This is a genomic window from Actinophytocola glycyrrhizae, from assembly GCF_042653545.1.
Taxonomy (GTDB): Bacteria; Actinomycetota; Actinomycetes; order Mycobacteriales; family Pseudonocardiaceae; genus Actinophytocola; species Actinophytocola glycyrrhizae.
This window is the reverse complement of the sequence record NZ_JBHSIS010000007.1, coordinates 68,756-80,972: the sequence shown is the minus strand read 5'-3', so window position 1 is coordinate 80,972 and position 12,217 is coordinate 68,756. Positions and strand designations below refer to the sequence as shown.

The window sequence follows — 12,217 nt, the reverse complement described above, 5'->3', positions numbered from 1 at the left end:
CCGTCCGTACAGTGTGCGTGCATGTACCCGACCGTCGCGGACGTGCTGACCCTGCCGGTGATCCGGCAGGGCATGGCGATGGTGGTCGCGGGCGCGAACGGGCTCGACCGCAAGGTCCGCTGGGTGCACATCGCCGAGATCGCGGACATCGCGGCCCTGCTGCGCGGCGGCGAGCTGGTGCTCACCACCGGCATCGCGCTGCCGGACGACCCGGCCGCGCTGACCACCTACGTCCGGGAGCTGGCGGCGGCCGGTGTGGTCGGCGTGGTGGTCGAGCTGGTCCGCCACTGGGAGCGCGAGCTGCCCGCCGCGCTGGTCGAGGCCGCCGACGCGCACGAGCTGCCGCTGATCACGCTGTCCCGCGAGACCCGGTTCGTCGCGGTGACCGAGGCCGTGGTCGGGCTGATCGTGGCCGCGCAGGTGGCGGAGCTGCGGGCGGCGGAACGCGTGCACGAGACGTTCACGGCGCTGACCGTGGCCGGCGCCGAGCCAGCCGAGGTGCTGCGGGAGGTGGCGCGGGCCTCCGGGCTGCCGGTGGTGCTGGAGACGCTGGGCCACGACGTGCTGGCCTACGACGCGGCCGGCACCGACCCGCACGAGCTGGTCGCGGACTGGGCGATCCGGTCGCGGGCGGTCACCGTCGACGCCCGCACGAGCTACCACCCGGAGGCGGGCTGGCTGGTCACGGTGGTGGGGGCGCGCGGCAACGACTGGGGCAGGCTCGTGCTGGTCTGCCCGGTGGAGCCGCAGCACCGGCAGGTGGTGATCGCCGAGCGGGCGGCGTCGGCGCTGGCCGTGCACCGGCTGGTGGCCCGTGACCGGGAGAGCCTGGAACGGCACGCGCACCGGACGTTGCTGACCGAGCTGCTGGGGTCGACGACGACCGCGGCGGACATCGCGGCCCGGGCGAGCGCGCTTGGCGTGCCACTGCACCGCCGCCAACTGCTGGGTGTGTCGGTTCGCCCGTCGACCGCGACCGCGCTCCGCCCGTCGATGGCGACGCAGGAGGTGCTGCGCGATCTGGCGGAGGCGACGGCACTGGCCGCGCGGCGGGCCAGGGTGGCGGCGCTCGTGGGTGTGGTGGACGACATCAGCGTGCGTGCGCTGCTGTCGCTGACCCCGCAGGCGGACTCCGACGCGGTGCTGCGCAGGCTGGCCAAGGAGATCCACCAGGCGGCGGCAGGCACACCGAAGGCGCTGCCGGTGATCGTCGCGGTCGGCACGACGGTCGAGGAGACCTCCGACGCCCGCCGCACGCTGATCGAGGCCGCCCACGTCGCGAAGGCGTCGCTGCGCACCCCCGACGACCGGCAGTACCACCGGCTGGACGACGTGCGCCTGCGCGGCCTGCTGCACCTGCTCGCCGACGACGACCGGGTCACCGCGTTCGCCGCCCGCGAGCTCGGGCCACTGCTGAGCCGTGACACCACCCATGGCAGCCGCCTGCTGGACGCGTTGCGGCACTTCTGTGCCCACGGCGGCAACAAGTCGGCCGCCGCTTCTGCCGCGCACATGTCGCGGACCGCGTACTACCAGCAACTGGCGCGGGTGGAGCAGGTGCTCGGTGTCTCGCTCGACGACCCGGACTCGGTGCTGTCACTGCACGTCGCGCTGCTGGTGCACGAGATCAACGGCTGAACGCGCACCCGGGCCGTGCCCGGTCACGGCCGGTCCAGCAGCGGGGTGAGGGTGTCGGCCGCGCAGCGCAGCGGGGCCACCGAGCGCTGGGCGCGGGACATGATCACCGCGCCCTCGACCATGCTGACGGCGGCCGTCGCGAGTGAGCGGGCCTCCTCCTCGGACCGGCCGTGCGCGACCATGCGCGCGGCCAGCGGCGCGACCCACGACTCGAAGGCGTTCGCGCAGGCCGTCCGCAGCCGGTCGCTCTCCGCGCCCATCTCGAGCGTGACCACCGAGACCGGGCAGCCAAGCTGGTAGTCGCCCTCCTCGAGCAGTCGTGCCAGCGCGGCCAGCACGCCGCCGACCACCTCGCCGGGAGTGCCCCCGGCCGAGACCAGCGCGCGGAACCGGTCGGCGGCCAGCTCGACGGCCTTCTCCCCCAGTGCCTCCTTGCCGCCGGGGAAGTGGAAGTACAGCGACCCCTTCGGCGCGCTCGCGTGCGCCACCACGGTGTTGAGTCCGGTGCCGCTGTAGCCGCGGGTCTGGATCAGCTCCAGCATCGACTCGACCAGACGTGCGCTCGTCCGGGCACCCTTGGTGTCTGCCATGACGCTAGAATAGACCAGTCTGTATATTCCGATCCGAGGTGACCCACGTACCATGGGCGGCATGTTGCGGGAGGGCGACCAGTTCGTCCAGTGTGGACTCGGGCACCGGCACTGGGGCAAGTTCGGCGCCGCGGGCCTGCTCGTTCACCACGATGGTGCGGTGCTGCTCCAGCAGCGGTCCGCGATGTCGCTCGGCCCCGAGACCTGGGGGCTGTTCGGCGGCGCCCGCGACCGCGACGAGGCCGCCGTCGCCACCGCGCTCCGCGAGACCGCCGAGGAGTCCACTCTGGACGTGAGCGCGGTGCGGTTGCACGGCGTGCTGCGCGAGGACCACGACGGCTGGCACTACGACACGGTCGTCGGCGACCTGCCGGAGCGCCAGGACGTCGCGCCCGGCGACTGGGAGACCAAGGACGCCCGGTGGGTGCCCGCCGACGAGGTCGAGGACTTCGACCTGTTCCCCCCGTTCGCCGCCGCGTGGCCACGGGTGCGCGCGGCCATCCGCAGGACCGTCCTCGTCGTCGACACCGCGAACGTCATGGGCTCGCGCAACGACGGCTGGTGGCGGGACCGGCACGGCGCGGCGACCCGCCTCCGCGACCAGATCGACAAGCTCGACGGCGTGCCGCTGGCGCCGTTCGACGTGGCCTTCCCGGAACTCGTCATGATCGTGGAGGGCAAGGCGAAGGACGTCGGTGACACCGACCACGTCCGGACCGTCCGCGCCGAGCACGACGGCGACGACACGATCGTCGAGACCGTGAACCAGCTCACGGCGCCGGGCGTCGACGTCCACGTCGTGACCGCCGACCGGGAGCTGAAACGGCGCTGTGCGGCCCAAGGCGCGCGTACGCTCGGCCCGAGGTGGCTGCTGGACCTGCTGTGATCCCGTCCGATCCCGTCTGATTCCCGCTGTGACCGACGGCACCGCGCACCGCCCACAGTGTGGGACGAGGTGAGCCCGGCCTCCCCGAATCCATACTGTGGCGCCCGAAATCGGGATTCCAGGGGAGAACAACACAATGCGTTCCAGAATTCTCGCCGTGCTCGTCTCCGGGGTGCTGGCCGCGGCGCTGACCGCGTGTGGCAGCGACTCCGGGGACGGCGGGCAGGTGCTCCGCGTCGGCACCCTCACCGACGCGCCGCCCGCGATCTTCTTCGAGGACGGCAGGTTCACCGGCTACGACAACGAGCTGCTGCGCGAGATCGCGAAGCGGGAGGGCTTCGCGGTCGAGTTCGTCGGCACCGAGTTCGCCGGGCTGCTCGCGGGTGTCGCGAATGGACGGTTCGACATCGGCAGCTCGACGATCTCGAGCACCGAGGCGCGGAAGGCGACCGTCGCGTTCTCCGACGGCTACGCCACCGAGTACACGACGATCGTCACCGAGGACGGCGCGAGGCTCGACAGCGCGGCGGCGTTCAAGGGCAAGCGGCTCGGCGTGGTGCAGGCCTCGGTGCAGGACGACTTCGCGACCAACCGCGTCGACGGCGCCGAGGTCGTGCGCTTCCCCGACTACAACGCGGGCTTCGCACAACTGCGCAACGGCACGCTCGACGGCTGGGTGGTACCCAGGGACATCGGCACCCAGTACCTTGAACAGAACGCCGACGCGCCGCTGGAGCTGGGGTACACGATCGAGTCAAAGGAGACCCCGTCCGCTTTCGCGGTGAGCAAGGACAACGAGGAACTGCTAGACAAGCTCAACAAGGGTCTGGCCGCCGCCATCGCCGACGGGACGGTCGCGAAGCTGTGGTCCAGGTTCTACCAGGACACCCCCCTGCCGAAGGAACTGGCACAGGGCGGGCCCGGCCTGCCTGTGCGGAACCCAGGAGCGTGACTCGACGATGAAACGCTTGTTCTTGGCCCTGGCCGCGGTGGCGACGGCCGCCTCGCTCGCGGCGTGCGGCAGCGACGACGCGGGTGGCGAGGACACCCTGCGCGTCGGCACCCTGAGCGACTCGAAGCCCAACGCCTACCAGGAGAACGGTGAGTTCACCGGCTTCGACAACGAGTTGCTGAAGGCCATCGCGGACAAGCAGGGCCTGAAGCTGGAGTTCGTGGCGACGGACTTCTCCGCGCTGCTCGGCCAGGTCGCGAACGGGACGTTCGACATCGGCAGCTCCGCCATCTCGCAGACCGAGGAGCGCAAGCGGACGGTCGCGTTCTCCGACCCGTACAACTACCAGTCGCTGGGCATCGAGGCCCCCGAGGGCTCACCGGTGACCGACGAGAACACCCTTGGCGGGAACCGGATCGGTGTCGTGCAGGGCACCGTGTCGGACTCGTGGCTCGGGGAGAACCACCCGACCGCGCAGGCGGTCCGGTTCCCCAACGACGCGGCCGCGCTGTCGGCGCTGAAGACGAAGGCCATCGACGGCGCGGTGTTCGACCTGGCGACGGCCGACACGTACGCGAAGGAGAACCCGGACGCGAAGCTGAAGGTGGTCCACTCGATCACCACGGACCTGCCGCACGGGTACGCGTTCGACAAGGGCGACACCGAGCTGATCGACCGGATCAACGCGGGTCTGCGGCAGGTCATCGACGACGGCACCTGGGAGGAACTGCACGAACGGTTCGAGCCCAACGCGCCGACGCCGCCCGAGTTCGCAGCCAAGTAGATGGACCAGTTCCTCGAGACGTTCCTCAACTGGGAGTACATCTGGCAGGTCTTCCCCGACCTGCTGAAGACCGGGTTGCTGAACACGCTGATCCTGGCAGGCGCGTCCGCCGTGATCGGCACCGTGCTGGGCATGGTGCTCGCGGTCATGGGGCTGTCCACCAAGCGGTGGCTGCGCTGGCCCGCCCGCGTGTACACCGACATCTTCCGCGGCCTGCCCGCGATCCTGACGATCCTCGTGATCGGCCAGGGGCTCGGCACGGTCGCGCGGGACGTCGTCGGCACCAACCCGTACCCGCTGGGGATCCTCGCGCTGTCCCTGATCGCCGCCGCCTACATCGGGGAGATCTTCCGTTCGGGTATCCAGAGCGTCGACAAGGGGCAGTTGGAGGCCAGCCGCGCGCTTGGCATGTCCTACCGCAACGCGATGGTGAAGGTGGTGATCCCGCAGGGGGTGCGGCGGGTGCTGCCCGCGCTGGTGAACCAGTTCATCTCGCTGGTGAAGGACTCCAGCCTGGTGTACTTCCTCGGGTTGCTGGTCGGCCAGCGGGAGCTGTTCCGCATCGGGCAGGACCTGGCGGCGAACACGGGCAACCTGTCGCCGCTGGTGGCGGCCGGGTTCGTGTACCTGGCGATCACCGTGCCGCTGACGCACCTGGTCAACCACATCGACAAGCGGCTGCGGGTGGGCAAGAAGGTGGCGGCCGCCCCCGACCTCGTGACCTCCGGGACGGTGCGTTCGTGAGTTCTTCGAGTGTGGAACTGCGGGACATCCACGTGTCGTTCGGGACGCTCGAGGTGCTGCGCGGGGTGTCCCTTTCGGTCGCGGCCGGTGAGACGGCGTGCGTCATCGGCCCGTCCGGGTCCGGCAAGTCGACGCTGCTGCGGGCCACGAACCGCCTGCAGGAACCCGACTCCGGCGACATCCTGCTCGACGGGACGAGCGTGGTCCGGTCGAACCCGGACAAGCTGCGGCAGCGGGTCGGCATGGTGTTCCAGCACTTCAACCTGTTCCCGCACCGGACCGTGCTGGACAACATCGTGCTGCCGCTGCGGGACGTCCGCCGCCTGTCCCGCGCCGAGGCCGAGGAGATCGCCATGGCGCGGCTCACCGAGGTCGGGCTGGCGGAGAAGGCGCCGTTCCGGCCGGCCGCGCTGTCGGGCGGGCAGCAGCAGCGGGTGGCGATCGCGCGTGCGCTGGCGATGGATCCCGAGGTGATGCTGTTCGACGAGGCCACCAGCGCGCTCGACCCGGAGCTGGTCAAGGGTGTGCTCGACCTGATGGCCGGGCTCGCCGGGCGCGGGCTGACCCTGATCGTGGTCACGCACGAGATGGGTTTCGCGCGCCGGGTCGCGGACAAGGTCGTGTTCATGGACCAGGGCGTCATCGTCGAGGAAGGCCCACCGGAGGCCGTCTTCGACGCCCCGCGCTCGCCGCGCTTGAAGCAGTTCCTGTCGCAGGTGCTGTAGCCCTGGTATGAAATCGGCATGACCACACTCGGGTTCGTGTTGCGGCCGCAGTTCCCCCCGGAGCGGTTCGAGTCGGTGATCAGGACCGCGGACGAGGCGGGCCTCGAGGAGCTGTGGCTCTGGGAGGACTGCTTCTACGAGAGCGGCATCGCACCGGCCGCCGCCGCGCTCGCGTGGACGACGAACGTGCGGATCGGCATCGGTCTGCTGCCGGTGCCGCTCCGCAACGTCGCCCTGTCGGCCATGGAGGTCGCGACGATCGAGCGGATGTTCCCCGGCCGGTCCATGATCGCGTGGGGGCACGGCGCACAGAAGTGGATGGGTCAGGCCGGGGTGCGGGTCGAGTCGCCGCTGACGTTGCTGCGCGAGTACCTGACCGCGCTGCGGCGGCTGCTCGACGGCGAGGAGGTCACCGTGGACGGCCGGTACGTGCGCCTCGACCGGGTCAAGCTGACGTGGCCCGCGCCCGCGCGGATCCACGCGGGCGCCATCGGCCCGAAGTCGGTCGCGCTGTGCGGGGAACTGGCCGACGGGGTGATCATCGAGGCCCGCGCGGGCGTCGACGGCGTGCGCAGGGCACGGGAGCTGGTCGGGGACACCCCGATCACCGTCTACATCCGGGCCGCCATCGGCGACGGCGCGCAGGAACGCGTCGACCGCGAGAAGACCGACGAGTTCGGCGTCGCGAACGACGACATCCCGGTGATGGTCGAGCGGCTCGCGGAAGCCGGGGCGAACGCGGTGATCCTGCAGCCGACCGAGGACGAGCCCGACCTGGAGGGCCTCATCCGTTACGCGGCGCAGCTTTCAACGGGCTGATCAACAGGTCCACGCGGCCTGTCAGTCGGGTTCTTGGAATCGTGCACAGCACCAAGGGTGCCCGCCACCGCGACGCGGTTGCCGCCATTCGAGCCACTGAAGCTGCTCTTGCGCCAGGTCATCACAACCTCTTACGTGGTCACTCAGGCGTATTCACCTGCCATCCTGTCGATGAACCGACGTGACTCTTCCGGTGTCAGCGCGTAGGTCATGGGCCTTGGGTACTCAGTGATGTCCCGTGGACAGCATGGCCGCGCCGACCGCGGTCTCCACGTCGGCCAGCAGGCCGCTCAGTGGCGCGGGAAGCCTGTTCCGCAGCCGGGCCATCCGCGCCTTCACCTCGGCCGCGGGCAGGTCCCACACCGGCAGCTTGTCGCGCAGCCCCGTCGCGTCGCTCAGGCCGGCCAGCAACGCCGTCGGCAGGGTGACGTCGGCGGCCCGGCTGCCCACCACCCCGAAGATCCGCGCCTCCGGCCCCACCGCCTGGTTGGGGGCGACTGCCTGGTACTCCAGCGCCGAGCCACCCCACCAGCGGCGCGTCCTGGCCTCGCGAAGGACCCCCGCGCTGGTCAGCCTGCCCACCACCCCCTCGGTGGCGCCGTGGCGCAACTGGCTCAGCCAGGCAGAGACGGGCTGTCCGGGCGAGCGGGCGACCTGTTCCAGGAACTCGTCGGTCACCGAGCCGGCGACGCCGGCCGCCTGGTGCAGTCCGCGGACCGCGCGGGGGTTCGCGACGAGGACGTGGCTTTCGGTCTGCCCGACGCGGTTCTCCAACATCAGCTCGGCGAGCAGGGCACCCGCCAGGCCGATGTCCAGCACCACCGGCAGCAACCGCGGTCGCATGCGTGTCGCGTCGTGATCGTGAGCGGCGAGGAACAACTCGTCGGCCAGTCGCAGGGTCGGCAGTCGGCCGCTTGTCATGTTTCCGCCATCCGCGCACGTACTCGGTACCGTCTGGCGCCAGACCTTCGGCCAGGAGTGCCGCCGGTGCAAGCATCACGCCCGAAGATGGCGATAATTCGCCCATTCGGACCAATGCCTGGTTAACTGACAGTGTCGATCGTGCGGCAATTCCGACAAGCCCGCCGACTGCCGCGGCCCAGCGGGCGCGCCTCCCCCGTGCGCAAGAGTCACTCTGTCCACAGAATCAGCCAACGACCGACACACTGACGCTCCCCGACCCCGCCGGGGACCCTCAACGATGCCCGAATGCCGAAGATCCTCACCCATCAGCCGGCTGGAGCATCGGAGCAGAGATGACCACCGTCAACGCCACAGTGACCACGCAACCCGACGGGCGGGTCGATCTGTCCGACCATTCCGCGATCAGGGACAGTCGCTTCTACAACGCCGAACTCGCACCGGTGCCCGTCGGCTTCCGCACGTGGAACACGTACAACTACGCGGCTCTGTGGATGGCGATGGCGTTCTGCATCCCCAGCTACACGCTTGCCGCCGGCCTGATCGCGTTCGGCATGAACTGGCTGCAGGCCTTCATGACGATCGCACTGGCGAACCTGATCGTCCTGGTCCCCGTGCTGCTCAACAGCCACGCAGGCACCAAGTACGGGATCCCCTTCCCGGTGTACGCGCGGGCCTTCTTCGGCATCCGCGGCGCCAACCTCGCCGCGATCCTGCGCGGACTGGTCGCCTGCGGCTGGTTCGGGGTGCAGACCTGGATCGGCGGCTCGGCGGTCAACGCCATCCTGGGGGTGCTGATCGGCGACACCTGGACCGGTGCCGCCGCCCTGTTCGGCAAGCCGTGGACGTTGTGGGCCTGCTTCCTCCTGTTCTGGGCGGTGCAGATCGGGCTGATCCTCCGCGGGATGAACACCGTGAAGTGGCTGGAGAACTGGTCGGCGCCGGTCCTGGCCATCGGCCTGACCGTGCTCGCCGTGTGGATCGTGAGCGAGGCGGGCGGCCTCGGCGTGATCCTGAGCCAGGAGTCCCAGCTGGGCTGGGGCGCGGACTTCTGGAAGGTCTTCGCACCTTCGCTGATGGGGATGATCGCGTTCTGGGCGACGTTGTCGCTCAACATCCCGGACTTCACCCGGTTCTCCAAGAGCCAGACCGGCCAGACCAAGGGCCAGATCTTCGGTCTGCCGACCAGCATGGCGTTCATCGCGATCCTGTCGATCATCATCACGTCGAGCGCGGTGGAGGTCTACGGCGAGCGGCTCGGCGAGAACGCCGCCAGCATCCTGTTCGACCCGGTCCAGCTGATCATCCAGTTCGACAGCAAGGTCGCGATCCTGATCGGCCTGGTGATCGTGATCGTCGCGACCGTGTCGACCAACCTGGCCGCCAACGTGGTCAGCCCGTCCTACGACTTCTCCAACGCCGTCCCCAAGCGGATCAGCTTCCGCACCGGTGGCCTGATCACCGGCGTCATCGGCGTGCTCATCTTCCCGTGGGTCCTGGTGGAGAGCCCGAACATCTACATCTTCGCGTGGCTGAACACCTATGGTGGACTGCTCGCCGCGGTCGCGGGCGTACTCGTCGCCGGGTACTGGATCCGGGCCCGCACGCATCTCGACGTCGCGGAGCTGTACGTCGAACGGGGCCGGTACTGGTTCAGCGGCGGGTGGAACATGCCGGCACTGATCGCCACCCTCGTCGGCGCGCTGCTCGCCGTCGGCGGCGCGTACTCCACGCTGGACGCCGATGGCGCGCGGACCGGGCCGTTCCCTCCCGACGGGCTCATCCCGTTCCTCAAGGGTCTCTACGATTACAGCTGGCTCGTCGGGTTCATCGCGGCTTTCCTCGTGTACATGGCGCTGACCGCGGGCCGGCGCAACGAACACGCGCGAACCGGTCAGCAGGCGGAAGGAGACAACTGATGTCCGAGATCGTCAGGGCGGCACTGGTCCAGCAGCGCTGGACCGGTGACAAGGAGTCGATGATCGCGAACGCGGTCACCCACATCGGTACCGCGGCATCGCAGGGCGCGCAGGTGGTGTGCCTGCAGGAACTGTTCTACGGGCCGTACTTCTGCCAGGTGCAGGACGCCGACTACTACTCCTACACCGAGCAGATCCCGGACGGCCCGACCACACAGCTCATGTGCGAGCTGGCCGACCAGCACGGGGTCGTGCTGGTCGTGCCGATGTACGAGCAGGAGCAGCCGGGTGTCTACTACAACACCGCGGCGGTGATCGACGCGGACGGGACCTACCTCGGCAAGCACCGCAAGAACCACATCCCGCAGGTCAAGGGGTTCTGGGAGAAGTTCTACTTCCGGCCGGGCAACCTCGGCTACCCGGTGTTCGACACCGCGATCGGCAAGATCGGCGTGTACATCTGCTACGAGCGGCACTTCCCGGAGGGCTGGCGCGCGCTCGGGCTCGGTGGCGCGCGGATCGTGTTCAACCCGTCCGCGACCTCGCGCGGGTTGTCGGAGTACCTGTGGCGGCTGGAGCAGCCCGCCGCGGCGGTGGCGAACGAGTACTTCGTCGGAACCATCAACCGGGTGGGCGTGGAACCGTTGGGTGACAACGACTTCTACGGCCAGTCGTACTTCGCGGACCCGCGTGGCCAGGTCGTGGGCGAGACCGCCTCCGACGGGGAGGAGGAGGTCATCGTGCGTGACCTCGACATGGGGCTGCTCACCGAGGTGCGCGACCTGTGGCAGTTCTACCGCGACCGCAGGCCCGACACGTACGACTCGCTGACCGGGGCGTGACGGTGGGCATCCTCATCAGGAACGGGACGGTCGTCAACGCCGATGGGACGCTCACGGCGGACGTGCTGGTGGAGGGCGAGAGGATCGCCGCCGTCGCCGCGCCCGGCGTGTTCACCGAGGCGGACACGGTCATCGAGGCCGACGGGAAGTACGTGCTGCCCGGCGGCATCGACGCCCACACCCACATGGAGATGCCGTTCGGCGGAACGTTCTCCGCCGACACGTTCTTCACCGGCACGCGGGCGGCCGCGTGGGGCGGCACGACGACCATCATCGACTTCGCCGTGCAGGTCAAGGGCACCTCGCTGTTGTCGACGCTGGACAAGTGGCACGAGAAGGCGGACGGGCACTGCGCCGTCGACTACGGCTTCCACATGATCGTCTCCGACGTCAACGACCAGTCGTTGAAGGAGATGGAGTCCTGCCTCGACGCGGGCGTGAACAGCTTCAAGATGTTCATGGCCTATCCAGGCGTGTTCTACGCGACCGACGGCGAGATCCTGCGCGCGATGCAGAAGGCGGCCGACATCGGCGGGACGATCATGATGCACGCCGAGAACGGCATCGCGATCGACGAGCTGGTGGCGCAGGCACTCGCGTCCGGGCGCACAGATCCGGTGGAGCACGGGCTGACCAGGCCACCGGAGCTGGAGGGCGAGGCGACGTCGCGGGCCATCCAGCTCGCGCGGGTGACCGGCGCGCCGCTCTACATCGTGCACCTGTCGGCGTCGCAGGCACTCGCCGCGGTGGCGGAGGCCCGCGACACCGGGCAGAACGTGTTCGCCGAGACGTGCCCGCAGTACCTGTACCTGTCCATCGAGGACCTGGCGAAGCCGGACTTCGAGGGGTCCAAGTACGTGGCGTCGCCGCCGCTGCGGCCCAAGGAGCACCAGGCGGACCTGTGGCGCGGCCTGCGCACCAACGACCTGTCGGTGGTGTCGACCGACCACTGCCCGTTCTGCTTCAAGGACCAGAAGGAGATGGGCCGCGGGGACTTCTCGAAGATCCCCAACGGGATCCCCGGTGTCGAGCACCGGATGGACCTGCTGCACCAGGGTGTCGTGGCCGGTGAGCTGTCGCTGCGCCGGTGGGTCGAGGTGTCGTCGGCGACGCCGGCGCGGATGTTCGGGCTGTACCCGCGCAAGGGTGTGATCGCGGCGGGCGCGGACGCGGACATCGTGGTGTACGACCCGGTCAAGCAGCACACGCTCGGCGTCGAGACCCACCACATGGCGGTGGACTACTCGGCGTACGAGGGCATGTCCATCACCGGCGGGGTTTCCACGGTGCTGTCGCGGGGTTCGGTGGTCATCGACGGCGGCGAGTTCCACGGGTCCGAGGGCCACGGGAAGTTCCTGTCGCGCGAGCTGTCGCAGTACCTCGTCTGAGTGAATAAC

At 69.6% G+C, this 12,217-nt stretch carries 13 protein-coding genes; 10 read left to right on the top strand and 3 right to left on the bottom strand.

The window, feature by feature from the left end; genetic code table 11:
* The first annotated feature begins 21 nt into the window (after window positions 1-21).
* On the top strand, window positions 22-1,638 hold the full coding sequence (locus ACFPCV_RS16335) for a PucR family transcriptional regulator (protein WP_378057025.1): 1,617 nt from the start codon (window positions 22-24) through the stop codon (window positions 1,636-1,638).
* A gap of 23 nt (window positions 1,639-1,661) precedes the next feature.
* On the opposite strand, the gene ACFPCV_RS16330 is transcribed toward ACFPCV_RS16335, so the two are convergent.
* Window positions 1,662-2,228 (bottom strand): TetR/AcrR family transcriptional regulator, encoded by a 567-nt coding sequence (locus ACFPCV_RS16330; protein WP_378057024.1) that lies wholly within the window; start codon window positions 2,226-2,228, stop codon window positions 1,662-1,664.
* A gap of 61 nt (window positions 2,229-2,289) precedes the next feature.
* On the opposite strand from ACFPCV_RS16330, the gene ACFPCV_RS16325 reads away from it, so the two are divergent.
* From ACFPCV_RS16325 to ACFPCV_RS16300, 6 genes are all read left to right on the top strand, one after another.
* Window positions 2,290-3,114, top strand: coding sequence for an NUDIX domain-containing protein (locus ACFPCV_RS16325; RefSeq protein ID WP_378057023.1), 825 nt, complete (start codon window positions 2,290-2,292; stop codon window positions 3,112-3,114).
* A gap of 136 nt (window positions 3,115-3,250) precedes the next feature.
* A complete protein-coding gene (locus ACFPCV_RS16320) occupies window positions 3,251-4,066 on the top strand; it encodes a substrate-binding periplasmic protein (protein WP_378057022.1) in 816 nt (271 codons plus the stop codon).
* Window positions 4,067-4,073: 7 nt separating this feature from the next.
* Window positions 4,074-4,850, top strand: a complete 777-nt coding sequence (locus ACFPCV_RS16315; RefSeq protein WP_378057021.1) for an ABC transporter substrate-binding protein — start codon at window positions 4,074-4,076, stop codon at window positions 4,848-4,850.
* Window positions 4,851-5,594, top strand: a complete 744-nt coding sequence (locus tag ACFPCV_RS16310) for an amino acid ABC transporter permease (RefSeq protein WP_378057020.1) — start codon at window positions 4,851-4,853, stop codon at window positions 5,592-5,594.
* On the top strand, window positions 5,591-6,319 hold the full coding sequence (locus tag ACFPCV_RS16305) for an amino acid ABC transporter ATP-binding protein (protein WP_378057019.1): 729 nt from the start codon (window positions 5,591-5,593) through the stop codon (window positions 6,317-6,319). The genes ACFPCV_RS16310 and ACFPCV_RS16305 overlap by 4 nt, the downstream gene beginning before the upstream one ends.
* An 18-nt stretch (window positions 6,320-6,337) precedes the next feature.
* The gene (locus ACFPCV_RS16300; RefSeq protein ID WP_378057018.1) at window positions 6,338-7,138 is read left to right on the top strand and encodes an LLM class flavin-dependent oxidoreductase; all 801 of its coding nucleotides are present in this window, start codon (window positions 6,338-6,340) and stop codon (window positions 7,136-7,138) included.
* Here ACFPCV_RS16300 and ACFPCV_RS16295 read toward each other — a convergent pair.
* Complete coding sequence (locus ACFPCV_RS16295) at window positions 7,111-7,260, bottom strand: DUF397 domain-containing protein (RefSeq protein ID WP_378057017.1); 150 nt, start codon at window positions 7,258-7,260, stop codon at window positions 7,111-7,113. The genes ACFPCV_RS16300 and ACFPCV_RS16295 overlap by 28 nt on opposite strands.
* A gap of 103 nt (window positions 7,261-7,363) precedes the next feature.
* The gene (locus ACFPCV_RS16290) at window positions 7,364-8,059 is read right to left on the bottom strand and encodes a GOLPH3/VPS74 family protein (RefSeq protein WP_378057016.1); all 696 of its coding nucleotides are present in this window, start codon (window positions 8,057-8,059) and stop codon (window positions 7,364-7,366) included.
* Between the two features lie 335 nt (window positions 8,060-8,394).
* Here ACFPCV_RS16290 and ACFPCV_RS16285 point away from each other — a divergent pair, with 335 nt between their 5' ends.
* Genes ACFPCV_RS16285 through hydA form a run of 3 tightly spaced genes read left to right on the top strand, consistent with a single transcriptional unit; the run spans window position 8,395 to window position 12,208 of the window.
* Complete coding sequence (locus ACFPCV_RS16285; RefSeq protein WP_378057015.1) at window positions 8,395-9,978, top strand: NCS1 family nucleobase:cation symporter-1; 1,584 nt, start codon at window positions 8,395-8,397, stop codon at window positions 9,976-9,978.
* Window positions 9,978-10,820, top strand: a complete 843-nt coding sequence (locus tag ACFPCV_RS16280; RefSeq protein ID WP_378057014.1) for a nitrilase-related carbon-nitrogen hydrolase — start codon at window positions 9,978-9,980, stop codon at window positions 10,818-10,820. The genes ACFPCV_RS16285 and ACFPCV_RS16280 overlap by 1 nt, the downstream gene beginning before the upstream one ends.
* 2 nt (window positions 10,821-10,822) lie before the next feature.
* Window positions 10,823-12,208: a dihydropyrimidinase gene (gene hydA / locus ACFPCV_RS16275; protein ID WP_378057455.1), complete on the top strand. Its 1,386-nt coding sequence runs from the start codon at window positions 10,823-10,825 to the stop codon at window positions 12,206-12,208.
* Window positions 12,209-12,217 lie beyond the last annotated feature (9 nt).